The sequence below is a fragment of the Thiomicrospira cyclica ALM1 genome (assembly GCF_000214825.1).
In the GTDB taxonomy this organism is placed as follows: domain Bacteria; phylum Pseudomonadota; class Gammaproteobacteria; order Thiomicrospirales; family Thiomicrospiraceae; genus Thiomicrospira; species Thiomicrospira cyclica.
The window spans coordinates 860,048-884,938 of sequence record NC_015581.1; the positions used below are offsets into that span (position 1 = coordinate 860,048).

The following is a 24,891-nucleotide window of genomic DNA, read 5'->3' on the forward strand; positions in this document are numbered from 1 at the left end:
GTATGCAACTTTGTGGCTTTCATGTTGGGATCGACCAACCGTTTTTTTTAATTGCAGGGCCTTGCGTCATTGAATCAGAGCAGTTGGCTATTGATACAGCGGGGCAACTTAAAGAGTTAACCACCCGATTAGGTATTCCATTTATTTTTAAATCCTCTTATGACAAAGCTAATCGCTCATCAACCGCTAGTTTTCGTGGTTTAGGGATTGATGAAGGACTGCGTATTTTGCAAAAAGTAAAAGATGAAATTGGTGTGCCGGTGTTAACGGATGTTCATGAAGACACTCCATTGGCTGAGGTAGCATCCGTTGTTGATGTGATGCAAACGCCGGCTTTTTTGGTTCGTCAAACTAATTTTATCCAAAATGTTTGCCGTCAGGGTTTACCCGTTAATATCAAAAAAGGTCAATTTCAAGCGCCTTGGGATATGGATCAGGTGGTTGCGAAAGCTCGCGAAGTCGGTAATGAGCAGATTATGATTTGTGATCGCGGCACTTCGTTTGGTTACAACACGCTGATTTCAGATATGCGAGGTTTGGCGTCCATGCGTCGTACCGGTTGTCCCGTCGTTTTTGATGCGACTCATTCGGTGCAACAGCCTGGTGGTCAAGGCTCAACTTCCGGAGGCCAACGTGAATTTGTTCCCGTTTTGGCTCGTGCTGCAATTGCGGCTGGTGTTGCCGGTATTTTTATGGAAACCCATCCTGATCCAGCGAATGCAAAAAGTGATGGTCCAAATATGTGGCCACTGGATCAGCTAGAACCCGTGTTAGCGGTTCTAAAAGCACTTGACGATGTTGTTAAGCAACATGGGTTTGTTGAACAAGGTTTGATGGGCTAATCTCATAATCGTGTTTATTGTGTAAAAGTTTTTTTATTTGTTACTCAAAAGGTTAAAAAATGTCATTGATTAAAGAAATCAAAGCGCGCCAAATTATCGATTCACGTGGCAACCCCACTGTAGAAGCGGACGTGATCTTAGCTTGTGGCGCTATGGGTCGTGCGGCATCGCCATCAGGTGCTTCTACCGGTTCGCGTGAAGCAATCGAGCTGCGTGATGGCGACAAGTCTCAGTTCATGGGCAAAGGCGTTATGAATGCGGTAAACAATATCAAAAATGAAATTGCTCCTGCTTTAGTAGGTCAAGATGCAACACAGCAAGCTAAGATTGATCAAATTATGATCGATTTAGACGGTACTCACAATAAAGCCCGTTTAGGTGCAAATGCGATTTTGGCGGTATCGATGGCTTGCGCAAAAGCCGCCGCTATCTCCAAAGGTCAAGCGTTGTTTGAATACCTAAAAAATGACGATTACCGTATGCCGGTACCGATGATGAATATTATCAACGGTGGTGAACACGCAGATAATAGTGTTGATTTCCAAGAATTTATGATTATGCCGGTTGGTGCGCCAAGCTTGTCAGAAGCTTTACGTTATGGGGCCGAAGTCTTCCATACCTTGAAAAAAGTTTTGCATGACAAGGGTTACAACACGGCAGTGGGTGATGAGGGGGGGTTTGCGCCAGACCTGAAATCGAACGAAGAAGCCATTACCGTTATTCTTGAAGCGATTGAAAAAGCCGGTTATGTACCAGGCAAAGATATTATGATTGCATTGGATGTGGCGGCATCTGAGCTTTACAAAGACGGTAACTACGTATTAGCTTCAGAAGGTCGCACCTTAACCAGTGCTGAAATGGTCGATTTTTATGCCGATTGGTGTGCTAAGTACCCGATTATTTCTATTGAAGACGGCTTTGATGAAAGCGACTGGGACGGTTTTAAAATGCAGACTGAGCGTTTAGGCAAAACCGTACAGTTAGTAGGTGACGACTTGTTTGTGACCAATACCAAGATTCTTAAAGAAGGCATCGACAGGAGCATCGCTAACTCGATTTTGATTAAGGTTAACCAAATCGGTACCTTAACTGAAACCATGAATGCGATTCAGATGGCTAAAGATGCGGGCTATACGGCGGTGATTTCGCATCGTTCAGGTGAAACCGAAGATGCGACCATTGCGGATATCGCTGTTGCTACTGGCGCAGGTCAAATTAAAACCGGTTCTATGTCGCGTTCTGATCGTATTGCAAAATATAATCAGTTGATTCGCATTGAAGAAGCTTTGAATGAAGCAGGTGGTGCGGTTTATCCGGGCAAATCCGCTTTCTATAACCTTAAGTGAGGTTGTCATCCAATGAAGCGTGCTTGGCTAAATTTTGCTTTAGTTGCGGCGCTTTTTTGGATGTTATTTAGCTTATTGTCTTCAAAAGGCGGCTGGGGTGAGCGCCTTTTTCTAGAGTCACGTCTTGCGGAAATTGAACGAGACGTTGCGGACCAAAAGTCTGTCAATGCGGTATTACGTGAGCATTTAGAGAATTTATATTCAGGCCATCATGCCATAGAAACGGTAGCGCGTTATCGTTTAGGGATGATTCAAGAAGATGAAGTTTTTATTCAATTTCTCATTGAACGACCGCAGTTAATTCCCGATACCCCCGCTCAACTCAGTATTCCCGAACAGCCTATCGAGTCACCACTGCCATTTAATCCGATTGATGATTAGATTGAGTTTTGGAGACGCGTTGTATCATTTTTCCTAAAAAGTACATAAACGGCACCCGCGCCACCATGTTTAGGTAATGCCGAGCAAAAAGCTAATAATTCTGGATAGCTACTTAGTGTGTCGATGACACAGGTTTTAATAATCGGCTCGGCAATAGAGTTATAGCCTTTACCATGAATGATAAGAACACAGCGGTTACCTAATTGATAGTGGTTGTTTAAAAACTGGTATAACCTTGGCGTAGCTTCATTCTTGGTAAAGCCATGTAAATCCAGTGTGTCCGAACAGCTAAACTGACCGTTACGAAGTTTTTTAATCTCTTGCGCCCGCAAGCTTGGGTGAAACCAGCTAACTTGTCCTGAAGGCAGGTAGCTGATTTGTCGAGTTTCATCAGAGGATATTGTGTCAAGGATTGGCTGGTTTTCATTAGATTTGTAGCGCAGACAGGGTTTTGTTTTGCTTGGTGCTGCCGCCTTGGGTTGACGATTTTGTGCTAAGTTCATAGGTTTGACACCAGCAAATGCTTGTTCAAGCAGTAATTTATCTTCTTTAGATAGGTCAGACACTTTATAATTCTCACGACTTCATATTTTTACCGCCTTTTAGGCAAGGATTACAGCGCATGCGTATCTTACTTTCTAACGACGACGGTTACTTGGCTCCTGGTATTCAAACATTATTCCACTTTTTAAACAACCATGACAAGATTCGCGATTGCGTCATGATTGCGCCAGATCGCAATCGCAGCGCGGCGAGTAATTCGTTAACTTTGGCGCACCCGCTACGGATACATCACTATGCTCCCAAAATTTTAAGTGTTGATGGCACGCCCACGGACTGTGTGCATCTTGGAGTTAATGGCGCGTTGGATTTTCAAGCGGACATGGTCATGTCGGGTATTAACGAAGGCGCAAATATGGGTGATGATGTCCTGTATTCGGGTACTGTCGCGGCGGCTACCGAAGGACGGTTTCTTGGTTTGCCTTCGATTGCCGTGTCTTTGTGTGGACATCAGCATTATGATACCGCAGCACAAATCGTTGGAGTGCTCTTGAATAAGTTGAATTCACTTAAGCTGGATCGTAACACGGTATTAAATGTCAACGTTCCAGACATTCCGTTTAAGCAAATTCGTGGTATCCAAATTACTCGGTTGGGAAAACGTCATGCCTCGGAGCCTGTTGTGTCTTCTCGTGACCCGCGTGGCAAGCTTATCCATTGGATTGGTCCTGCCGGTCAAGCCGCAGATGCGGGGCAGGGAACCGACTTTTATGCGGTCGAGAGAGGTTATGTGTCGATCACACCCTTACAAATTGATCTCACCCACTATCGAATGCTAGAGCCACTGGCTGATTGGTTAAATAGTTGATCAGTAACGATGAGCATTTTAAATGAACCTTTGCTTTACCCTAATGGTTATTACCAGCATTATCAGGGTTTGGGTTTAACCTCTCAGCGTCGTCGCGATCAAATGATTGCGCGTTTGGTCGCGCAGTCGCATCTGCGTTTAGAGAGCGAGGTTCTCAGAGCCATGCGTCACACCCCAAGGCACCTATTTGTAGATGAGGCGTTAGCGCAGCGGGTGTATGAAGATTGTTCACTGCCGATTGGCTATGGACAAACGCTATCACATCCCAGAACAGTGGCTGTAATGACCTCCTGGTTAAATCGTGATGGTTTTTTAAAGGATCAAAAAATTCTTGAAATTGGTACCGGGTCAGGCTATCAAACCGCTATTTTGGCGTGGTTTTCTCAGCATATTTATTCTTTGGAGAGAATTGAACCCTTGCAATCTTTGGCCAAACAGCGGCTTTTGGCATTAGGTTATGAACAGATTCGTTTTGCCTTAGCTGATGGAGAATTAGGTTGGTCATTGTATTCTCCCTATCCGGCTATTTTATGTGCGGCATCGGCTCCAAAAATCCCCACATCCTTAATAGAACAGTTGGCACCTGGGGGTCGACTGGTATTGCCTGTTGGTGTTCAGGAACAGCGCTTAATAGGTATTGAAAAGGATTTGGTAGGGCAAAGTACCGAAACAGATCTGGGTGTTGCTCAGTTTGTTCCATTGTTATCAGGACTCTATGAATGAAATTATTTGGACCCTTGTATGATTTCGTGTTGAGTTGGTCGCGTCATCGTCACGCTCCACGTTATTTAGCCGGAATGAGTTTTGCTGAGTCGTCTTTTTTTCCCATCCCCCCAGATGTTATGCTCATGCCAATGAGCCTAGCGAGGCCAGAAAAAGCGATCTATTTTGCATGGCTAACAACCCTTTTTTCAGTTTTGGGTGGCCTGTTAGGTTACCTAATTGGTATGTGGTTGTTAGATTGGTTTTGGCCAGTCATTGAGCGTGTAGGTTATGCAGCTTATTACGATATCATTGTCGAATTATTTGCCGAGTATGGGATTTGGATTATTGTTGTGGCCGGATTCAGTCCACTGCCCTATAAAATGTTTACGATTACGGCTGGCGCAACCAGCATGGCGCTGCTCCCGTTTGTTATTGCTTCTATTATAGGTCGCGGCGCCCGTTTCTTTCTGGTTGCCAGTCTGATGAAGTGGGGTGGTGCCAAAATGGAGCCTTACATTCGCAAATGGGTTGAATGGTTAGGATGGGCATTTGTGTTAGTAGTCTTTGGCTTTATTGGGTATAAACTTTTATGAACCAGGTGACATTGAAGATACCTCAGTTCATTACCAAAGCAATAACTACCTCACGGTCTTCAGTGGTTAAAATGTTATAGGTACGGCAAGCGGCATCATTACTCATGACCTCAAGGCTAATACCTTGTTGAATAAAAAACTGCATGACTGATGCGGAAGGAAAAATCTGCTGTTCACCGGTGCCTAAAATCAATACTTCTGGTTTTAATTCGATAAGCATTTGCATGGCACTTTCATCCAAATCGCTCAGTTGGGTAACAGGCCAATCACTTAAAAGATGATGTTGGCTTATTACGCAACTTTGACAAAGTTGCTGTTGATTGACACTCACGCAATTGGGCTCGTAGCTGCGAATTAAATTAACGCCAGGGTTTAAGTGTTCCGTAAATTTCATCTTGTTCCTCTTGCTGAAAATTCCTCAGGGGATTTTACCTTGAATCAATTGACGAATTTCGTAGATTCTGTATCATTTAGTGTTTATTTTAAGTCGTGTAAACCTCTCGTATTAATGCATTAACCTTAAAAGGCCATTTCGTGACTAGCGAATTTCAAAGAATTAAGCGTCTTCCCCCCTACGTGTTTAACATCGTTGGTGAACTCAAAGCTGAAGCCCGTCGTCGTGGCGAGGATATTATCGATTTTGGGATGGGAAACCCAGATCAAGACACCCCAAAACACATTGTTGATAAGTTGGTCGAAGTGGTACAGCGAGAGGGTACACATCGTTACTCGGTCTCTCAAGGTATTCCACGCTTACGCAAGGCTATTTGTAACTGGTATAAAACGCGTTTTGATGTCGATATAGATGCCGACAAGGAAGCCGTCGTTACAATCGGTTCAAAAGAAGGTTTGGCCCATTTGGCGATGGCGACAGTCGATCAGGGTGATACGGTATTGGTGCCAAATCCAGCCTATCCCATTCATCCTTACGGTTTTGTCATTGCGGGTGCCGATATCCGCCATGTAGAAATGTCCCCGAATGTCGATTTTTTCGAAGAACTAGAAAAAGCCATTAAGGACTCCTGGCCAAAGCCTAAAATGTTGGTACTAAACTTTCCAGGTAATCCGACCACTCAGACGGTAGAGTTAGAATTCTTTGAGCGCGTAATTGCTATTGCCAAAGCACACAATATTTGGGTTGTACATGACTTAGCCTATGCCGATATCGCATTTGATGGCTACGTGGCCCCTTCTATTATGCAGGTTGAAGGCGCCAAAGACATAGCCGTGGAATTCTTTACTTTATCAAAAAGCTACAATATGCCGGGTTGGCGAGTAGGTTTTATGGTGGGTAATCCCACATTGTGTAATGCACTTAAACGAATGAAATCCTATTTAGATTATGGCACATTTACCCCAATCCAAGTTGCCGCAATTGCCGCATTAGAAGGTCCGCAAGATTGTGTGCAAGAGATTTGTGAAATGTACCGGGTGCGTCGCGATGTACTATGTAATGGACTTAACGCTATTGGTTGGCCGGTAGAGCCACCAAAAGCGACCATGTTTGTTTGGGCACCGATTCCAGAAGCTTACCGTGAAATGGGCTCTATTGAGTTTTCTAAAAAACTACTCATTGAAGCGAAAGTAGCCGTTGCCCCAGGTATTGGTTTTGGTGATTATGGTGACGGTCATGTCCGTTTTGGTCTAATTGAAAATGAATTACGCACGCGTCAAGCCATTCGGGGTATTCGTGATATGTTTAAAAAAGATGGTTTAATTCAAGGAGTTTAGAGTGCAACCGATTCGATTAGGGATTATAGGCCTTGGCACGGTTGCCAGTGGGTTAGTGTCAATTTTAGCGACGCAAGCACAAGGCAGTCGCAGCAAAATTGCCCAAACATTTGAAATTAAAAAAATTGCAGTCCGTGATTTATCGCGTCCACGTCAGGTTGATACTGGCGCTATTGCCTTAACGGCTGATCCGTTTGAGTTGGTTCAGGATCCTGATATTGATGTTATTGTCGAGCTGATGGGAGGGACAACGCTAGCTCGTGATTTAGTCGAATTAGCCATTCGTAATGGTAAACACATTGTCACTGCCAATAAAGCCTTATTAGCTCTTTATGGTAATGAATTGTTTGCGCAAGCGGAGCAGCAAGGGGTACAAATTTATTTTGAAGCTGCGGTTGCTGGCGGCGTGCCCATTATTAAAGCACTGCGTGAAGGTTTGATTGCGAATGATATAGACTGGCTGGCGGGTATCATCAATGGCACAGGTAACTACATTCTGACTGATATGAAAAAACCAGGCGCCGTATTTGAGCAGGTTTTAGCAAAAGCCCAAGAATTAGGCTATGCCGAAGCAGATCCAACCTATGATGTTGAGGGCATCGATGCCGCGCACAAATTAACGATTTTAGCCTCGCTAGCCTTTGGTATTGAGTTGGCTTTCTCACGGGTTTACACCGAAGGTATTAGCCAAGTTTCGGCAGATGACGTACGCTTTGCACAGGCTTTCGGTTATGAAATTAAGCACCTAGGTATCGCGGCTAAAGAGCCCAGTGGTTATTCATTGCGGGTCCATCCGACGCTTGTTCCTAAGGATGTCTTATTAGCCGAAGTTAATGGCGTGATGAATGCGGTGTTAGTTCACGGTGACCAGGTTGGTGCCACCATGCTTTACGGTCCAGGTGCTGGTGGTGCGGCAACCGCATCAGCGGTGATGGCAGACTTGTATGATTTAGGACGTATGTGGCAAGCCGGAGCTGAGCATTCTGTACCGCCTTTGGGGCGCTATACGGCGGATCTAAAAACATCGGCTAATATTTTAAATATTGATGCGATTCATACAGGCTTCTATGTGCGATGTTTGGTTGAAGATCATCCCGGCATGTTGGCAGCTATTTCACAAACACTAGCCGATTTCGATATTAGTATTGAGCATTTGCATCAAGAACCGATTAGCCATGACAATCAAGCGAATCAAGCCTTATTAGCCTTTACGACCAACAAGGTTTTTGAGGCAACTTTTAATCAAGCGCTCGCAAAGTTGGAAGCACTTGATGGGATGCTTGGAAAAATCAATAAAATTCGCATGAGTGATTTTTAATTAATGACTCGGCAATCTCAAGCTTTAACCCTGTGGACACACCCAGCTATTTCGATTCAAGACGTGGCAGAAGGGCTTGCGGCCTTACCTAAGCAGCGGGTTGCCGCTTGGCGCAAGCTTTTAGCAAGAGGCAACCTAGTGCCTCAAAAGCCCAAGCATTTTTATGCCAAAGCGGCTTATTTAATGCACCAGCCCGCGATGCCCGCCATTGCGGCTACCGAGGCGAGTTACCAGGTATTAGGTTTTAATGAGCAGGACTTTTGGTTAAAGGTTTCGCCCATTCATTTGCGCCCAGATCGGGATACGTTGGTGTTAATTCCGGAAACAGAATTGGCTATGACGCTTGATGAAGCCAAGGCACTTAAGTTTGCATTCAACCGTCATTTTGAGCCTGAGGGTTTGCAATTAGAGGGGACTGACCAGGCCTGGTTTTTACGCTTGCCTCAGGTGATTGACTTTAAAAGTGATACTTTAGACAGCTTAAAGTTCGCCTCGATGCAGGGGCGGTATCCAACGGGTGCCAGTGCTGGTTATTGGCGGCGCTTAATGAATGAAGCACAGATGCTGTTTCATGCACATCCGGTCAATGAACGACGTCGAGCAGAGGGCCAGATAGAGATTAACAGCTTGTGGTTTTGGGGTGAAGGTCAATTAAATTTTGATCAGATTCAACCTAAAAATGAGATGCAAATTTGGTCAGATCATAATTACTTTACGGGTTTGGCAAAATTGACTCAAGCCTATCAAATGCTGCCGGTGTCCGATTATGCGACATGGTTACAACAGGCAGACTTGGCAACAAGTCGTCACCATCTTGTTCACCTCTCGCCACCTCAATTTAGCCATATATCTGATTATTTGGTTTGGTTGGAGGACAGTTGGCTAAGCCCTATTTTGGCTGGCTTAACGAATGATGAATTACATTCAGTCTATATAGATTTTGATTACAGCATGGGTTGGTTAGTGGAGCCAAGGTTTTTAAAACGCTTTTGGCGCCGCAACATCCCGTTTAAGATGATTAAATAGTAGGTTACTCATGAACTTTATTGAAACCCGTGGTAATGACGGACACTTCCCCCCGCAATTTACTTTTTCGCAAGCGATTTTGAGCCCTATGTCGTCTTATGGTGGTTTATATTCACCAAAGTCGTTGCCTAGATTAGATCAAGCGTTCTTAGCAGCCCATTTAGATTCTGATTACAAAAAGCTGGCTAAAGCCATCCTAATGAAGTTTGAAGTCGATATCCCTGAAGTGGTCATTGATCGCGCCTTAGCACTTTATGATCAGTTTGATGATCCAAAGCATCCCGTGCCGGTGGTGAAGGTTACTGATCGTATTTTTGTCAGTGAGTTATTTCATGGTCCAACGCGTGCTTTTAAGGACATGGCTTTACAGCCGTTTGGAACCTTATTATCGGCTGTCGCACAAGCCCGAGACGAACAGTTTTTAATTTTGGCAGCAACCAGCGGCGATACCGGGCCAGCTGCCTTAGATACTTTCCGTGATAAGCCAAATGTGCAGGTAGTGTGTATGTATCCTGAAGGCGGCACATCCGATGTACAGCGCTTACAAATGGTCACCGAGGCGGGTAAAAATCTCAAAGTTATTGGCATTAAAGGCGATTTTGATGATGCCCAGTCGGCATTGAAAACCCTATTAACATCGCCTGAATTTAAGGCAACTTTGCAGCAAAAGGGCATTGCGGTATCAGCGGCTAATTCGGTGAACTTTGGGAGGATTATTTTTCAGACACTCTATCATGTTCATAGCTACTTGGAACTGGTCAGAATGGGTGAGATTTCGCTGGGCGAGAAGGTTTATTTGAATGTACCCAGTGGCAATTTTGGTAATGCGTTGGGCGGCTATTACGCCTATAAAATGGGTTTGCCGGTCGAGAAGATTTTAATCGCTTCAAATGATAATAATGTGTTGACGCAGTTTATAAACAAAGGGGTTTATGATTTGCGTAATGCTCAGGTGCAACCGACCAAATCACCAGCGATGGATATTTTAAAATCATCGAATATTGAGCGTATTTTGTTTGATATGTTGGGTGCTGATCGTACACGTGAGTTAATGTTGGCGCTCGATAAGGACAAATATTATCAGCTGACAGCCGATGAGCTTAAGCAGGTGCAAGCGATTTTTGCGGCAGACCATTGTACCGATGCCGAAGGTGCGCACTATATTAAGCAGCGCTTTGAGCAGGGTTATTTAATGGATCCGCACACGGCGACGAGCTTTAAAGTGGATGCGACACAAGCAACAAATTCAGCCATTAAATCGATTATTTACTCAACCGCAGAATGGACGAAGTTTTCTCCAACTATTGTGGCCAGTATTTTTGATAAAGCCGTATCCAATGATGAAGAAGCTTTACAAGTTATGTCTGATACAGGTAAAGCCTGCATCCCTAAACAGATTGCAGCGCTGTTTACCAAGCCACAGGTACAGGATAATGTCATTGAAAAAACGGCAATTGAAGCGGAAATTTTGCGCTTTTTTGAAGCCTAGGTTGTCTAAATATGACCTGCGTCTTACTTAGATCAGACGCAGGTAATCCAAACGCAGTTGAAGTTGGCTGCGCCCCATAAAGCTGTTGCATTGCAATTGATACAGGCATTCAATTGTTGGTGTTTTGCCCTCATTTAGACTCATTATTTGTTCAATAACTCGGTCGGCAGGATTAAAAAATATCGCATTGAGCATTTCGCCCTGCGCCTGAGTTTGTAGTTTTAAACTCAGGTGTTGAGCATCTTTGCCAACGCAGCGCCAGCCAACAAGACTGAAATGACCATTGAAACGGGGGCTTGGCCAATCTCGGCCATAGGGTTCCAGTGCATCAATATCGGCTAATGTGGTTAGATTAAGCTGTTCGGGAGTCAACTCACCATCGCTAGGAAGCGTTAGGCGCGGACGCTGAAAATGTAATTGCTCGGCAATGAGTTGATTCATCTTTTTGCGAAAGAGTGTCAGTGCTGTGAGCGGAATTTGACAGCCAACGGCCGCTTTGTGACCCCCTTTGCTAATAAATAGGTTCGGGTGTTGCTCATCAATGGCATTAAACACAGTAATTAAATCGACATCTTCAACAATTGCGCGCCCACTACCGGCATATTCTTGATCGTTGAGTTGAGTGAGTGCAATACAAGGGAGGCCATAGCGTTCGCCAATGCGTGCCGCGATAATACCTTGAATTCCTGGGTTGCCTTCTAAGGCAATGACAATGCAAAAAGGATTATCGGCTAATTGTGCTTGCGCTTGTTCAATAGCCGCTGCCATCATGGCCGTTTGTTGTTGTTGGCGCATGGCGTTATCACGGTCAAGCTGTGCAAAGGCATCTAACGCTTCAGCGAGATTACTGGCATTAATAAAACGAAAGGCATTTTGGACATCGTTTACGCGAGAGGCTGCATTGATGCGTGAGGCAATTTGAAACGCAATAAACTCGGCGGTAAGTTGATTGGGTTTTTGGGGGTGTGCTTGCTGGACAGCCTGCCATATCGGATGGATAAATTGATTCATTTGTAGCAGACCTGCTTTAACCACGGCCCGGTTATTGACGCTTTTTAAACTCACACTATCTGCAATCGTTCCTAAGGCTACTTGATGAAGTAGTGGGCGTAAATTTGGTGAGTCTGGCGCCAATAAGCCTTGCGAAATAAGCGTTTGTCTAACATGGGACATGACTAAAAATAACACAAAACAGCCACAAATCTGTTTGTCATAACCACAGCCATCTAATTGTGGATTAACGATACTGGCGGCACTTGTGGGTGGACCTGCCACCGGAATTTGATGATGGTCTGTCACACATACGGCAATCCCTCGTTCGGCGAGATAGGCAATTTGTGGTTCATCGCTGGAGCCTTGGTCGGCCGAAATCACCAAGTCAATCGGTTGGTCCAGTGCCACAATTCGCTCACAGAGCTCTTGGGTGAGTCCGTAACCATCGGCACGTTTTGAAATAATACAAACGACCCGATTAGGATCAACGCCTAAATATTGGGTTAGACTGTGATAGCCAATCCATGCCGAAGTGACACCATCGGTATCATAATCTGTTGCCAGCACAATTAAACCATCGGATTGAATTGCGCGTGCAATCAACTGTGCCGCCTGATCGATGTTTTTTAAATCCGCAGGGTGTTGTAAATGCTTGAGTTGCGGCTTGACCCAAAAGCTAAGTAAGGGTTGCTGGCTTTGCGCTAGATCCTGTTGATTAAGCCGCTGGGCCAGCAATCGCGCAGTCAGTGGACTGTGACCTTCAGCGAGCGCATGCTCATAGATGGCTTGATCAAAAGCACGTTGTTGAATAGCGATAGTTGGCGCGTAGGCAATAGTCATGGAAACAGCCAGTTATTCAAAAGGGCTCCATTCTAGCAAACTCGAGCGCTAGTCGCGACTAAACCAAGCCACTAAATCTATCCAAGTTTGTGAGCTACGCGGGTCAGACTGATCAAAAATAAAAGCCGGTTCGTCAGCATCAGGGGCTTCAAAATGAGCAATTTGGCGTTGCATAACTGCAATGGTAGCGTCTGAGGCATCCTGTTGGTGAGCAATGCGTTCAGTAATACGTGTTTGGGCTAAATCCGGGTTAGGGGTCAGTGATACTATGGCATAGTCGGCTTGAAAACGCGTTGCTAAGTCACGGAATCGCTGACGGCTCGCCTTGGCTAGAAAGGTGGCATCGACAATAGTATCACGCCCTGCTTGCAGAGAGGCGGAGCAGGCCTCATAAAGGCTTTGATAGGTCGCCTCATTGGCCTCAGAACTATACAGTTTTTTGTGCTGTTCGCCAGACATACGCTCTGTAGCCGCTATGCCAAACCAACGTTTGCGCTCGCGGTCTGAATTTATCCAGATGGCGCCAGTTAGCTTGGCTAATTCATTGGCTAAAAAGCTTTTCCCGCTACCTGATATACCTTGCATTACGATCAGTTTAGGTGCTTGTTGCGCTGGGAAAGCATAGGATTCAGCCAGTTCAAGATAGCCCATGACCTGTGCAAACGTATTTTTTGCCTCTCGTGTATTGGGGTCAAGCTGTTCAAAACGTAAACCTGTAATTTTGGCACGTACCATCGCACGATAGGTTTGATAAAAGTTTAATAGGCTTAGGGCGGCATAATCCCCTGTTGCGATTAGATATTGATTGAGTAGTTGTTTACTGGTTAATTGACACTGGTTAGCATCTAGGTCGGTGAGTAAAAAAGCCAAATCTGAGATGACATCAATAAAGCGAAATTGCTCATTAAACTCAATACCATCGAAGAGTATTACCTGGTTATTGTAGATCGTAATATTATCGAGGTGCAAATCGCCATGACAAGCCCGGACAAAGCCTTGTTCCTGGCGCTGAGTTAGCAAAGGAGCAATAAGTGTGTGTTGTGCACAGGTGTGCTGCGCTAACAGTTTTAAACGTGTAAGTGTGTGTTGTGATAATTTTTGCTGCGCAATGAGCTGAGTAAATAAAGCCTGTAAACTTGGAAAATTAGCCAGCATTGGTTGCAACACGCATTCGGCAGAGCCCCAAAAAACCGGTGAATAGCATCGATCAGCTTGACTGTGAAAATGGGCTATTTGCTGTGCCAGTTGGGTCACGCGTTTAAAAGCAAATGGGTGGTTTTTGATCTCGCGACTTAGCAGTTGCTCGGGGTTAAACTGACGCATTTTGACCAAATAATCCACTACTTGCCAATCCTGGTGTTGTGCGCAGGTTGGATCTATATTCAGTTCATAGGTTAGTCGATTGCAATAAACACTGATTCGCTCAAGGTAGAGTTCTGGCGCACTACGCCGATTCAGCTCAATTTCCAATTGACAGAAGTGCGCTCGTTGTTCGAGTTGACTGAAATCTAAAAATTCAAAGGTGACGGCTTTTTTTAATTTATAGGCATATTGACCCGTCAAAAAAACACAGGAAATATGGGTTTGTACCAGTTGCACCTGATCAACGAGATCGGGATAGTTTTCCGGTTGAGATAGCCAAAGTATGATGTTAGTTTGGGAGCAGGTCATATTACTGTTGTGATCGAGTTTTTATTGTTATGAGTCAAGTAGTGCGCGGTGATGTGAGTCCAATTAGCTTGAATGACGGCTAAGATTTCACTGTCAGGCATTGTAGCATTCAGCTGTGAAGCCACGCCAAAAATCTCCGCAATTTTAAATAGCGCACCTTGATTGGGCCACACGGCTGGGCTGTTAGCCGACTTGCTCAATTTCGTACCTGTTAGATCAAATAATAAGGGATGGTGTTTAAAAATCAGCGCGGGAGCGCTGGTCTGCCACTGTTGACGTAACCAGCGCTGTGGCCAACTGGCCGCTAATAAATCTTGTCCGCGGACAACATGAGTAATGCCCATTGCCAGTTCATCCCAAGCACAGGCAAGATGATAGCCAAAAATTTGATCGCGTCGCCAAATAACCGGGTCTTCAGATGGCGTAAGGGGCTGTTGCGCACCACACCAAGCGTCATGCCAGCTATTAGATGTCGTCGGCAGCTTTAAGCGCCAAGCGTGTTTAAGATCAAAAGGCTGCTTTTTATTGCGGCAATAATTGTCATAAGTCACGTCCCCTTGTTGTCGATCACGAATCATTTGCCGCGTGCAATGACAGGCATAGCAGGCCTGGTTGGCTTGTAATAGCTTTAAAGCCTTATGATAGTCGTCGAGGTGCTCTGATTGATAATAGATATCACCGTCCCAAGTAAGCCCAAATGCCTTTAATTGTTCTAGTTGTTGGGTTATGGCATTAGGTTGCACACGTGGGGTATCAAGGTCGTCGATACGCAATCGCCAGAGGCCTTGATGGTGTTTTGCATCGCAATAAGAAATGATCGCTGCAATTAGCGAACCGAGATGAAGTGGACCAGAGGGCGAGGGCGCAAACCGCCCTACATACAATGGATTAGGCAACGCCTTGTTTTTCGCGAATTTCTTGTTGACGTTTCATTTCTACCGTTAAAGTAGCCGTTGGACGTGCTTCCATACGAGCTAAGCCAATTTCTTCGCCACTGATTTTGCAATAACCATAGTCGCCCGTTTCAATGTCTTTCAGGGACTTGTCAATTTTAGCAATCAATTTGCGTTCACGATCACGAGTACGAAGTTCTAGGGCAAACTCTTCTTCTTGAGTAGCGCGATCATTAGGATCAGCCGGTGTTGATGAATCCGTACGAAGATGGCTGACAGTGGACTCAGCTTCCGCCATGAGTTGTTTTTTCCAAGCCAAAAGCTTTAGTCTGAAATGCTCCTTCATACGCGTACTCATATATTCTTCACCGGGTTCCGGTACATAAGTTGGATAATCTTCAATAAATGTACTATTTAGTTCCATGCTAGAGCACTCCTACATACACAAGGAAAAGCGACTATAAAAAGCGGATTAAGTCAGGAAACAGCCTTAATCCCTAAAAATTAAACGGGATTTATATCAGGTTTACTGGGTTTGCACAAGTTATAAAAAGATTAAATATAGATTAATAGCCTAGCATTTGATAGTAAATTTGGGTTTTTAGCGGCTATTTTTGCTATCATTAGCGCATTTGATTTTATGAGGTGTTTTATGGCATCAGCAACCAAATTATCTGCACTCTTGTTTGACGTTGACGGTACCCTAGCCGATACTGAAAAAGAGGGTCACCGCGTTGCGTTTAATCAAGCATTTAGTGATTCTGGCCTGGATTGGAGCTGGGATGAGGCGCTTTATGGCAAACTTTTAAAAGTCACCGGTGGCAAAGAGCGGATTAAATTTTACTTGTCAGAATTTAATCAACAGTTTAGTGCGCCAGCCGACTTAGATAATTTTGTAAAAGGTTTGCACCTGGCTAAAACCGATCGTTATATGCAGCTTATGGCGGAAGGTAAAATTCCACTTCGCCCCGGTGTTGAGCGTTTATTAGACGAATCCTTAACCGCGGGGATGCGTTTGGCGATAGTAACTACGACAACGCCCGAAAACGTAACGGCATTGCTAAAAAGTACCCTGGGGCGTGATGCGATTAAATGGTTTGAAGTGATTGCAGCTGGTGATATAGTGCCGGCAAAAAAACCGGCACCCGATATTTATCTTTGGGCAATGGCGCAAATGAAAATAAATCCTAGTGAGTCAATGGCATTTGAAGATTCACGCAATGGCTTAAAATCCGCTTTAGATAGTCGATTGAAAACACTTATTACCATCAACGATTACACAGCGCATGAAGATTTTACCGGCGCGGCGTGGATATTAGACCAACTTGGTGAACCTTTAAAGCCCTTCAAGGTGTTGGGCGGCAGGGTATCTTCAAATGTGAATGCGACCTATGTTGATGTCAGCTTACTACGCTATTTGCATCAGGCATAAATTAAACGATTTCTAACAAGGCAACAGGGAGTTTGCATGTTACTGGCAATAAGAGAAAAGGTTCAGGGTTGGGTTGCTTGGGCAATTGTAATTGTGTTGATTGTTCCATTTGCGTTATGGGGGATTGACCAGTACGCAACGGGCGACCGAATCGTAGTCGTTGCCGAAGTCAATGGCGAAAAAATCAGTGCGACCGAATTTATGCAGGTATACAATACCCAGCGTATTCGACTTCGTCAGCAGTTTGGCGATATGTTTGATCAGGTGGTCGATGATGAAGTGTTGCGCGAGCAGGTGCTAGAAAGCCTGATTACAAGTGCCTTGATTCGCCAGTGGGCATTGGATAATCGAGTGGTCATATCAGATGCGCAATTAGCGGCTGTTATTCAAGGTGCCGATGTATTTTATGAAGATGGGGTTTTTTCTCAGCGTCTTTATCAAGACTTGTTAGCCCGTAATGGCTTTACGCCAGCGAGCTTTGAACGTGATCAACGCAATTTTTTACTTGAGGGTCAATTTCAAAATTTACTCGCAAGTTCCACCCCTGTTTTTCCATTTGAAAAACAAGCTTTACTAGATCTTCAAACTCAAACACGTCACGTAGATTACGTGCGTGTTGATCAGCGCGTGTTTAATAAAGACGTTGCTATCACTGATGAGCAGATTGCACAATTCTATGCGGCTAATGAGGATGAGTATATTCAACCTGAGCGAGTTTCCCTTGCGTATGTGACCTTGTCACTTGCCGAAATTGCTAAAGATGTTGAGGTGACTGAACGTCAAGTAGCTGACTATTTTGAGCTAAATCAACGCCTATTTGCGGTACCAGAACAGCGTCGTGCCAGTCACATCTTGATGATGAATCGTGGTGACGAAACGCTGGCGAAGCTGGCTGAATTAAAACAGCGTCTAGCGGATGGTGAAGATTTTGCAGAGCTTGCACAGACCTATTCAGAAGATCCAGGTTCGGCTCGTCAGGGCGGTGATCTTGATTTCTTTGAAGCCGGCATGATGGTTGATGAGTTTGACCAAGCGGTATTTAATCTGGCGATGGGGGAAGTAAGTGAGCCGGTAGAAACTGAATTTGGTTTTCACTTGATTAAGTTAACCGATGTTAAACCCATGCAATTACCAGGCTTAGATGAGATTCGCGACGATGTTGTTGCTCAGGTGCGTCTAGAGCAGGCAGAGCGGGTTTATTTTGAGTTGTTGGAGCAGATGACACAAATTGCTTTTGAGCAACCAGACAGTCTGGAGCCGATTGTTGAGCAGTTAAATTTAACTGTGGCAACCACTCGGATGGTCACCCGTGATGGTGGGCGTGAGACGATCACTTCGCGTCGAACCGTTATGGAAGCGGCGTTTTCTGAAGATGTGCTACAGCAAAGATTAAATTCGGCGCCCATTGAAGTGGGCCCAAATGAAACGGTAGTCGTTCGTATTGCGGAACATCAACCGTCTCGTTTACAACCACTTGAGGAAGTTCGTGCCGATATCGAGCGTCAGTTGGTTCGAGAGTTTAGTATCGCGCGTTCGGCAGAGCGTGCCGATCAATTACTGGCACAAATCAATGAGGGCGTTGCCGTAGAAACCTTGATCGGCGAGGGCGTTGAATGGCATCCGGTAGGTTGGATCGAACGAGAAAACCAGCAAATTTTGCCACAAATTACGGCGGCAGCCTTTGCTGCCGCTAAACCTGTTGCGGACCAACCTACTTGGAATAAGGTTCAACTCGTTACTGGCGATAGTGTTTTGGTTAGAGTGAATGAAATTGGCCGCAGTGACCAAGCTGATAACCCGCGTTTACTTGCGCAAGTTGAGCAGATTTTACTGGAAACTTATCAAACCGCAGAAGTCGAGTCCTTAATGGCGAGCTTGCGACTAACGGCTAAAATCGATCGGAAATCTAATTACCTAAGTTTGCGATAATTACGCGCACCTTTACAAGGTGCTAGTTAGGATTACCCCAATAGTTGGATATTCCAATTATTGGGGTTTTTTTATGGCCGAATAATCGCAAAACTAAGCTTTTGGCGCTAATGGCTCACCACTAAACTTTACGTCATCCCAACCCACCTGCATGAATTGACGAATGTTTTGATGATCGGTACCGCTTGGGTGACCCAGAACATCCTGCGTGTAAAAATTGCCAAACGCATTTAACGTTGCTTGTTGGCTTAAACCATGGCGCTTAGCGAAGGCAAATATTTTGCATGAGCCATTATTTTGACCGGCTTCGTTATGTTGTGAGCCGTTGCTAAAGGTCGTAGGGGTAAAGTCGTAATAGTGATCAATCGTTGCCATAACGTCTTTAAAGGCTACCGGGCCTTGTGTTAGTTTCTGTATTAGAGCATCGGGCGATAGGATGGACATAGCGACTCCTTTTTAAAAATGGTCAGTAATTAAACGGGTTACCCCAAACGCAGCCGTATTAGTTGGAGCGTCTGGGTCTGGTAAGGGCGCTAGTGTATCACCAAATTGTGCCATCCGACGTAATTGCCAGGCCTGGTTACGCAGTCCGCCACCGATGCTAAAGATACGCTTAATCGGCAAGCCCATTTTATGGAATTGGTCATAGGCGGCTTGTTCTAGCGCGACCAAACCTTCGGTGATACTTATAAAAGCCATCTCATCCGTTAAATCATCAAATCGACTTGCGGGAAACCGCGAGTCCGCAATAGGAAAGCGCTCACCGACCTGTGTTAAAGGATAACGAGCCAGTTGCGGGTTACTGATGCCAGCGAGTTGCTGACTGAGTTGGCTGAGTTTTTCGGGTAAAAAGCGTTGTTGATAAACAGCGCCGCCCGCATTGGATGCCCCACCAACCAACCAGGTATCACCTAGGCGATGACTGTAAATGCCATGCTGTGCTGATGCATGGGGCTGCTTGCTGATGAGTTTAAAAGCCAGTGTTGACCCCAGTGAAATGACTAGGTCGCCCGGTTGTGACGCTGGTGTGGCTAGAAAGCTAGCGATACTATCGGTTGTGCCTGCATAAATTTGGCAGTTAGCTGGCAAGTCCCACCGTTTTTGTGCTGTCAAACTGGTCGAGCCAAGTAATTGGCCGGGTAATACTGGTTGAGCGAGTGGCCATTTAGCAAGAGTTTGAATCGCATCTGGCCAAGACAAGTGTTGGAGATCAACGCCCATTTTTAGCTGGGTGTTGATATCAGAGTAGGTTGATTGTTTGGTTTTTGTTAATTGGTTGGGTTCTGCTAACAAATGGGCGTAGAGCCAATCTAGTTGATGCCAAATTTGTGTTGCAGAGGTGTTTTCTGTCAACCATAAGGCTTTAGCAAGACTGGATTGGGCGCCTTGCGCGGGAGAGTCCGGATCGAGCAGCGCTTGATAGGATGCGGCTTGTTTAAGCGCACGACTATCATTGTACATAATCGCTGGTTCGATAACACGTTGATAGGCATCAACCCCAACAAGTGTGCTGGAGGTTCCATCGGCAATCAGGGCATTCACCTGTGGTAGAAAATCCGTTAACTGTGCAAATAAGCCATCTAACATGCTTAACCAGTCCTGGCTTGATTGTTCAGTTTGTTTGCAACCAAGGCGGCTTGCATGCTCACTCATGCGGGCTTGTTGCGCACTAAAAATGCGTTGTTTGCCTCTAACGAGATCGGCTCGAAAGCCCGATGTGCCCATATCTAGGCCTAAGATAAGTGGTTGGGTCATAAGATAAGTTCAAAAACCTATGCAAAATATAAAAGCCTATTATAATCCCAGTATTATTAATTCAATCGTGTCTGTTTTTTAATAACCCATGCGCTTATCTCAGATCAAAATTGTTGGTTTTAAATCGTTTGTAGAGCCTACCAAGTTGCAGTTGGGGCATGCATTGACCGCGATAGTCGGACCCAACGGCTGTGGTAAATCCAATAGTCTGGATGCGGTGCGTTGGGTTATGGGAGAAAGTTCTGCACGTGAATTACGCGGCGGCGAAATGAATGATGTGTTGTTTAGTGGCAGTGATCAGCGCGCACCGGTGAGTCAATGCAGTGTGGAGTTGTTTTTTGAACGTGATTCTGCGCAAACATCGGTCTCAAATGAACCTCTGCTGGCAGGGCCATTTGGTCATTTGAACGAGATTGCGGTTAAACGGGTTCATCACCGTGAAGAGGGCACTCGTTACTATTTAAATAATCAACCTTGCCGCCGTCGCGATGTTTTGGATTTATTTAATGGTACGGGATTAGGGCCACGCAGTTATGCATTGATCGGTCAGGGATCGATTAGTCGCATTATAGAGGCCAAGCCAGATGATTTACGTCATTACATAGAAGAAGTGGCTGGCATTGCGGGTTATCGTCAGCGACGTAAAGAAACCCTAGCTCGATTGAATAAAGCACAAGAGAATTTAAACCAGCTTAGCTTACTTCAAGACGAGCTTGAACAGCAGCATCAACACCTAGCTAAGCAAGCCGAGCAAGCTCAGGTTTTTCAGAGTCTGCAAGCCGAGATTAAGCGATTAACCTGGCAGGTATATCAAGCTAAATGGTATCAAACCCTAAATAAGTTGGCGGACTTGGGTGATGATTTACGACGCTATCAAGCTGATTTTAGTTCCGCAAAGCAGGCTTGGGATAACGCACAAATCACTTGGGTGTCGGCGAAACAGGCTCGACAAAGCAATTTACAGGCCTGGCAAAGTCAAACCCAAGCCTATCATCAATTGGATAAAGCGGTTAGCCGCTTACAGCAACAGCATGAGTTTTCAAATCAGCAGTCACAACAACATCAGCAACTACGCCAGCACCTTCAAGACCAGCAACAACAAGCGACAGATTCGCTGAGTGCCTTAGCGCAAAACCGCATAGCTTTAACGGAATTGGCCAGTGAATTAGCCTTAGATATAGATTCCCAGCAGGATGTGCTCGCCGAGCTAGCAGATCAGCTTGAAGAACTGGTATCCCAGCATGCCCATTTGCTATTCGAAAAAAATCAAGCCGATAAACACCTCCAGCAACTACAACGGCAAACCACTGAGATGGAGTGGCGTAAGCAGGCGCTTGGACGTCAGCTGGCGCAAGCCGAACAGCAGCAGGCCTGGTTGGCAGATAATCCGCTCGACCAGCAAGAGGATGAGCAAGCAACCGTTGATGAGGCTTTAGCGACATTAGCGGAACGTATTCGTATCGGAGAAGAGCAACTTGCATCGCTGTCTGCGGGTGTTCAAGCGGCACTTACGGTTCAAAAAAACGGTCAACAATCTTTAAAAGAGGCTCAGCAGGCCTGGCAGACAATGCAAGCCCAACACGATGCCTTAGCCAGTCTACAGCAAAGCTGGCAGGACAAAGCGCAAGCGCAGATTGCTGAACAGGCTCTGGAAGGCGACTACCAATGGTTATTAAATGAGCTGGATGTTGATCCCGCTTGGCAGCAGGCAGTCACTGCATGGCTTGGGCCGCGTATTCATGGTTGGTTGTTATCGACTAATCCAGTTGAATTATTAACCGATATATCATCTGTGCCAGAGTCTATTCCTTTTATGCTTTGGCCAAATGCATCACTCGATAAAACTGTGTCTGGAAGTTTAGCCGAGGTTATTCAGGCACCGGAAGCGTTACGCTCGTTAGCCAATACTATCCAGCGGCGTGATCTGGCGCTATCGCTCACTGAGCAACTGTCTTTATTAGCGCCAGGACAAGTCATTATTGATCAACAAGGGCATCTCTATTACCCGCAGGCCTGGCAAGCCGCTTATGAAGGTGAGGGGGCTATTTATTTGGCGCGAGCGGATGAAATAGCTGAATTAGCGCGACAATTACCCGTATTAGAAGCGGCTTACAATCAAGCTCAGACACAACTGCAACTATTAGATGCGGAACTAGCAGAGCAGCAGCAGGCCTGGCAAGCTATGCAAGCCCAGTTGCCGGTTTGGCAAGATCAATATCAAATCCTCGAACAACAGCATATAAAAGAGCAACAGCGCCAGCAATCTTTACTTCAACAGCAACAACGTTTTGAATTGCAGCGCCAGCAATCCTCCGAACAAATAGCGGCTTTGCAACAAGAATTTGACCAGCTGGATGTGCAACTAGAGGCAGACTATGAATTACTGGATCAAGTTCAAGCAGACTTTGATCAACAACAGGTTTTGTGTCAACAACTAGAGCAGACCCAAGCACCATTACTCCAGCAACAACAACGTCTAGAGGTACAACTCAAACAGCTCTTAACCGACAAAGCTTCTATCGAGCAACAACTGGCACAACTGCACAAGCAAGAAACCCAATCTCAACAACAGTTGGAGCAGGCAAGGGCTGGCTTGTCACAATTAGATGTAACCGTGTTGCCAACTGAGGTTTTGCCACCTGAAGAGTTACTTGCTCAGGAACAACAATTGGTCGATATGGCTGAGTCCTTAGCCGCATTAGAGCAGGTTTTAGCGCAATCTGAAGCCGAGGTTGAGGTCGCAGAGCAAACAGCGCAAACAACTCAGCAAGCCTATCAAAGTTGCCAACATCAACTGGACACAACGCAACAGGCGCTAGCAAATCAGCAACAGCAACTCCAGTTTCTAAGTAATCAAATTCAACAAGAAGGTCTAGCGTTACCCAGTATGACGCAACCAGCAGAAATCGCTAATCTATCTCTATCGCAGTTGGAGACTCAGTTACGTGAAGCAAAAAAACGGCTCCAATCCCTAGGTAATGTGAATATGACTGCAATTGACGAACGGGATGACGTGGCGGCACGATTAGATGAATTAAACACCAACGTAACTGATATTAGTGAGTCGATTGACGAACTGGAACAGGTTATTGATCAGTTAGATCGGCAAGGGCGTGAACAGCTACTGAGTTGTTTTAATCAGGTAAATGAGGGTTTTTCGGCGTTATTTCCGCAACTCTTTAAAGGCGGCAAAGCCTCGCTAAGTTGGCTAAATTCGAGTGAAGATCCGTTAGAGGACGGCTTAACGGTGATGGCGCAACCACCGGGTAAACGTAATAGTCGGATTCAACTTTTGTCTGGTGGCGAAAAGACCCTCACAGCATTAGCCTTGATCTTTGCAATCTTTCAATTACGACCCGCTCCCTTCTGTATACTTGATGAAGTCGATGCGCCTTTAGATGATTCCAATGTTATTCGTTTCTGTGGACTAGTCAGCAGCCTATCAGAGAAGGTACAATTCATTATTATTACTCATAACAAAACCACCATGGCGATGGCGCACCAGTTGCTAGGTGTAAGTATGAACGAGCCGGGTGTATCCCGACTGGTGAGTGTTGATTTAGCAAAGGCCGTCGAAATGATAGGAGAAGAAGACGCATGAATGAAATGCAGTGGATTTTATTGGCTTTTGCCGTCGTTGTCGTGGTTGCAATTTATTTTGTTAGTCAAAAACGCTCATCTCGTCAGGTTAAGTCACGCGAGAGGGCTCCGAGAAACAAATCTTCTCGTTCACTAGACATAAAAAAACAGTGGGCTAAAGTGGATTTTGGCGCTTCTGATACCGATAGTTCTTCAGGCATGAAACCCAATGCTGATAGTTCTGAAACGCAACAAGCACCAATGACTCCGAGCATTAAAAGTACCCATGAAGCCCCCACCAATAATAAGATCATTAATAACCCAGCTAACGAAGATGACGCCTTTAATTATATGCAAGAAAAGCTGCAACTTGAAGAGGAAATAGAGCGACAACAAGATCATGCGGCTACCTCTTACGCGGCACAACTCACGCCGGAACAAACTGCAGCACAACAAACTAGGCACAAGGTTATTGAAATTGATGATATGTTTCCAGCGGATGAAAGCTATTATTCGCCAGAAGCGCGTGATGGACGCCATCAATATAATGAGACAGCCAGTCAGTTAGAAGTGCCTCTTGATAATCGCGAACCCGAAACTTTTGCTATTCTTGTATTATCAATTGCCGACGAGTTTTCTATCAAAGCGATTGATCAGGTCCTAAAAACTAATGGTTTAATTTATAATGCTGAAGCCGGTATTTTTGTCAAAAAGGTCAATAATAAAACGGTTCTTCGTGTTGCTAATATTTTTGAACCCGGCATTTTCCCAGCGGAATGGGAAGAGGGAGCCAGCACAGCCGGTATTGCGATTATTTTACAATTGCCAACACATATAAAAGCACCTAGAGCTATGGATGAGTTGATTCTTACGGCTCGCCGTGTTTCACAAAGTTTACGAGGCCGTATGTATGACATGGAGCGTCGGATGATTCGTGAGACCGATCTTCAGGCTATGCGTGAGCGTGCGCTTGACTATGAAACGACTCGGATTTGATGG

At 45.2% G+C, this 24,891-nt stretch carries 22 protein-coding genes; 14 read left to right on the forward strand and 8 right to left on the reverse strand.

What is annotated here, in order from left to right; genetic code table 11:
• Positions 1-2 precede the first annotated feature (2 nt).
• Genes kdsA through THICY_RS03670 form a run of 3 tightly spaced genes read left to right on the forward strand, consistent with a single transcriptional unit; the run spans position 3 to position 2,569 of the window.
• Positions 3-842 carry a 3-deoxy-8-phosphooctulonate synthase gene (kdsA, locus tag THICY_RS03660; RefSeq protein ID WP_013835261.1) on the forward strand — a complete coding sequence of 280 codons (840 nt, stop codon included), beginning with the start codon at positions 3-5 and terminating at the stop codon, positions 840-842.
• A gap of 59 nt (positions 843-901) precedes the next feature.
• Entirely contained in the window at positions 902-2,188 is a 1,287-nt protein-coding gene (eno, locus tag THICY_RS03665; protein WP_013835262.1) for a phosphopyruvate hydratase, read from the forward strand.
• Between the two features lie 12 nt (positions 2,189-2,200).
• Positions 2,201-2,569: an FtsB family cell division protein gene (locus THICY_RS03670; RefSeq protein WP_013835263.1), complete on the forward strand. Its 369-nt coding sequence runs from the start codon at positions 2,201-2,203 to the stop codon at positions 2,567-2,569.
• Here the strand turns inward: THICY_RS03670 and THICY_RS08590 are convergent.
• Positions 2,566-3,135, reverse strand: a complete 570-nt coding sequence (locus tag THICY_RS08590; protein ID WP_013835264.1) for a Smr/MutS family protein — start codon at positions 3,133-3,135, stop codon at positions 2,566-2,568. The two genes, THICY_RS03670 and THICY_RS08590, sit on opposite strands and share 4 nt — an antisense overlap.
• Before the next feature lie 56 nt (positions 3,136-3,191).
• On the opposite strand from THICY_RS08590, the gene surE reads away from it, so the two are divergent.
• From surE to THICY_RS03690, 3 genes are read left to right on the forward strand one after another with little or no spacing between them, the layout of a single operon-like run.
• Positions 3,192-3,938 (forward strand): 5'/3'-nucleotidase SurE, encoded by a 747-nt coding sequence (surE, locus tag THICY_RS03680; RefSeq protein WP_013835265.1) that lies wholly within the window; start codon positions 3,192-3,194, stop codon positions 3,936-3,938.
• 9 nt (positions 3,939-3,947) lie between these two features.
• A complete protein-coding gene (locus THICY_RS03685; protein WP_013835266.1) occupies positions 3,948-4,661 on the forward strand; it encodes a protein-L-isoaspartate(D-aspartate) O-methyltransferase in 714 nt (237 codons plus the stop codon).
• Complete coding sequence (locus THICY_RS03690; protein WP_013835267.1) at positions 4,658-5,236, forward strand: YqaA family protein; 579 nt, start codon at positions 4,658-4,660, stop codon at positions 5,234-5,236. The genes THICY_RS03685 and THICY_RS03690 overlap by 4 nt, the downstream gene beginning before the upstream one ends.
• Positions 5,237-5,258: 22 nt before the next feature.
• Here the strand turns inward: THICY_RS03690 and THICY_RS03695 are convergent, their stop codons facing one another.
• Positions 5,259-5,630 carry an Mth938-like domain-containing protein gene (locus THICY_RS03695; RefSeq protein WP_013835268.1) on the reverse strand — a complete coding sequence of 124 codons (372 nt, stop codon included), beginning with the start codon at positions 5,628-5,630 and terminating at the stop codon, positions 5,259-5,261.
• A 140-nt stretch (positions 5,631-5,770) separates the two neighbouring features.
• Here THICY_RS03695 and alaC point away from each other — a divergent pair, with 140 nt between their 5' ends.
• From alaC to thrC, 4 genes are read left to right on the forward strand one after another with little or no spacing between them, the layout of a single operon-like run.
• Positions 5,771-6,967, forward strand: a complete 1,197-nt coding sequence (gene alaC, locus THICY_RS03700) for an alanine transaminase (protein ID WP_013835269.1) — start codon at positions 5,771-5,773, stop codon at positions 6,965-6,967.
• A gap of 1 nt (position 6,968) precedes the next feature.
• The gene (locus THICY_RS03705) at positions 6,969-8,285 is read left to right on the forward strand and encodes a homoserine dehydrogenase (protein WP_013835270.1); all 1,317 of its coding nucleotides are present in this window, start codon (positions 6,969-6,971) and stop codon (positions 8,283-8,285) included.
• Positions 8,286-8,288: 3 nt separating this feature from the next.
• On the forward strand, positions 8,289-9,311 hold the full coding sequence (locus THICY_RS03710; protein WP_013835271.1) for a phosphoglycerate mutase: 1,023 nt from the start codon (positions 8,289-8,291) through the stop codon (positions 9,309-9,311).
• Between the two features lie 10 nt (positions 9,312-9,321).
• On the forward strand, positions 9,322-10,800 hold the full coding sequence (gene thrC / locus THICY_RS03715) for a threonine synthase (RefSeq protein WP_013835272.1): 1,479 nt from the start codon (positions 9,322-9,324) through the stop codon (positions 10,798-10,800).
• Positions 10,801-10,827: 27 nt separating this feature from the next.
• Here the strand turns inward: thrC and THICY_RS03720 are convergent, their stop codons facing one another.
• The 4 genes from THICY_RS03720 to dksA are packed head-to-tail and all read right to left on the reverse strand — an operon-like array spanning position 10,828 to position 15,621.
• Positions 10,828-12,633 (reverse strand): single-stranded-DNA-specific exonuclease RecJ, encoded by a 1,806-nt coding sequence (locus THICY_RS03720; protein WP_013835273.1) that lies wholly within the window; start codon positions 12,631-12,633, stop codon positions 10,828-10,830.
• Between the two features lie 48 nt (positions 12,634-12,681).
• Positions 12,682-14,304: a bifunctional aminoglycoside phosphotransferase/ATP-binding protein gene (locus THICY_RS03725; protein WP_013835274.1), complete on the reverse strand. Its 1,623-nt coding sequence runs from the start codon at positions 14,302-14,304 to the stop codon at positions 12,682-12,684.
• A complete protein-coding gene (gene gluQRS, locus THICY_RS03730; RefSeq protein WP_013835275.1) occupies positions 14,301-15,200 on the reverse strand; it encodes a tRNA glutamyl-Q(34) synthetase GluQRS in 900 nt (299 codons plus the stop codon). The genes THICY_RS03725 and gluQRS overlap by 4 nt, the downstream gene beginning before the upstream one ends.
• A complete protein-coding gene (gene dksA, locus THICY_RS03735; protein ID WP_013835276.1) occupies positions 15,193-15,621 on the reverse strand; it encodes an RNA polymerase-binding protein DksA in 429 nt (142 codons plus the stop codon). The genes gluQRS and dksA overlap by 8 nt, the downstream gene beginning before the upstream one ends.
• A gap of 228 nt (positions 15,622-15,849) precedes the next feature.
• Here dksA and THICY_RS03740 point away from each other — a divergent pair, with 228 nt between their 5' ends.
• Complete coding sequence (locus THICY_RS03740; protein ID WP_013835277.1) at positions 15,850-16,629, forward strand: HAD family hydrolase; 780 nt, start codon at positions 15,850-15,852, stop codon at positions 16,627-16,629.
• Positions 16,630-16,665: 36 nt separating this feature from the next.
• A complete protein-coding gene (locus THICY_RS03745; protein WP_013835278.1) occupies positions 16,666-18,558 on the forward strand; it encodes a SurA N-terminal domain-containing protein in 1,893 nt (630 codons plus the stop codon).
• A 93-nt stretch (positions 18,559-18,651) separates the two neighbouring features.
• Here the strand turns inward: THICY_RS03745 and THICY_RS03750 are convergent, their stop codons facing one another.
• Positions 18,652-19,002 (reverse strand): HopJ type III effector protein, encoded by a 351-nt coding sequence (locus THICY_RS03750; RefSeq protein WP_013835279.1) that lies wholly within the window; start codon positions 19,000-19,002, stop codon positions 18,652-18,654.
• Positions 19,003-19,014: 12 nt separating this feature from the next.
• Positions 19,015-20,313 carry an FGGY-family carbohydrate kinase gene (locus tag THICY_RS03755; protein WP_013835280.1) on the reverse strand — a complete coding sequence of 433 codons (1,299 nt, stop codon included), beginning with the start codon at positions 20,311-20,313 and terminating at the stop codon, positions 19,015-19,017.
• Between the two features lie 88 nt (positions 20,314-20,401).
• Between THICY_RS03755 and smc the strand changes: the two genes are divergently transcribed.
• The gene (gene smc / locus THICY_RS03760) at positions 20,402-23,914 is read left to right on the forward strand and encodes a chromosome segregation protein SMC (RefSeq protein ID WP_013835281.1); all 3,513 of its coding nucleotides are present in this window, start codon (positions 20,402-20,404) and stop codon (positions 23,912-23,914) included.
• On the forward strand, positions 23,911-24,888 hold the full coding sequence (locus tag THICY_RS03765; protein WP_013835282.1) for a cell division protein ZipA: 978 nt from the start codon (positions 23,911-23,913) through the stop codon (positions 24,886-24,888). The genes smc and THICY_RS03765 overlap by 4 nt, the downstream gene beginning before the upstream one ends.
• Positions 24,889-24,891: the final 3 nt, after the last annotated feature.

What these genes read in the sequence shown, in the direction of transcription:
- kdsA (WP_013835261.1), top strand. Translation starts at nt 3, where the DNA reads ATGCAACTTTGTGGCTTTCATGTTGGGATCGACCAACCGTTTTTTTTA.
- eno (WP_013835262.1), top strand. Translation starts at nt 902, where the DNA reads ATGTCATTGATTAAAGAAATCAAAGCGCGCCAAATTATCGATTCACGT.
- THICY_RS03670 (WP_013835263.1), top strand. Translation starts at nt 2,201, where the DNA reads ATGAAGCGTGCTTGGCTAAATTTTGCTTTAGTTGCGGCGCTTTTTTGG.
- surE (WP_013835265.1), top strand. Translation starts at nt 3,192, where the DNA reads ATGCGTATCTTACTTTCTAACGACGACGGTTACTTGGCTCCTGGTATT.
- THICY_RS03685 (WP_013835266.1), top strand. Translation starts at nt 3,948, where the DNA reads ATGAGCATTTTAAATGAACCTTTGCTTTACCCTAATGGTTATTACCAG.
- THICY_RS03690 (WP_013835267.1), top strand. Translation starts at nt 4,658, where the DNA reads ATGAAATTATTTGGACCCTTGTATGATTTCGTGTTGAGTTGGTCGCGT.
- THICY_RS03695 (WP_013835268.1), bottom strand. Translation starts at nt 5,630, where the DNA reads ATGAAATTTACGGAACACTTAAACCCTGGCGTTAATTTAATTCGCAGC.
- THICY_RS03710 (WP_013835271.1), top strand. Translation starts at nt 8,289, where the DNA reads ATGACTCGGCAATCTCAAGCTTTAACCCTGTGGACACACCCAGCTATT.
- thrC (WP_013835272.1), top strand. Translation starts at nt 9,322, where the DNA reads ATGAACTTTATTGAAACCCGTGGTAATGACGGACACTTCCCCCCGCAA.
- THICY_RS03720 (WP_013835273.1), bottom strand. Translation starts at nt 12,633, where the DNA reads ATGACTATTGCCTACGCGCCAACTATCGCTATTCAACAACGTGCTTTT.
- THICY_RS03725 (WP_013835274.1), bottom strand. Translation starts at nt 14,304, where the DNA reads ATGACCTGCTCCCAAACTAACATCATACTTTGGCTATCTCAACCGGAA.
- dksA (WP_013835276.1), bottom strand. Translation starts at nt 15,621, where the DNA reads ATGGAACTAAATAGTACATTTATTGAAGATTATCCAACTTATGTACCG.
- THICY_RS03740 (WP_013835277.1), top strand. Translation starts at nt 15,850, where the DNA reads ATGGCATCAGCAACCAAATTATCTGCACTCTTGTTTGACGTTGACGGT.
- THICY_RS03745 (WP_013835278.1), top strand. Translation starts at nt 16,666, where the DNA reads ATGTTACTGGCAATAAGAGAAAAGGTTCAGGGTTGGGTTGCTTGGGCA.
- THICY_RS03750 (WP_013835279.1), bottom strand. Translation starts at nt 19,002, where the DNA reads ATGTCCATCCTATCGCCCGATGCTCTAATACAGAAACTAACACAAGGC.
- THICY_RS03755 (WP_013835280.1), bottom strand. Translation starts at nt 20,313, where the DNA reads ATGACCCAACCACTTATCTTAGGCCTAGATATGGGCACATCGGGCTTT.
- smc (WP_013835281.1), top strand. Translation starts at nt 20,402, where the DNA reads ATGCGCTTATCTCAGATCAAAATTGTTGGTTTTAAATCGTTTGTAGAG.
- THICY_RS03765 (WP_013835282.1), top strand. Translation starts at nt 23,911, where the DNA reads ATGAATGAAATGCAGTGGATTTTATTGGCTTTTGCCGTCGTTGTCGTG.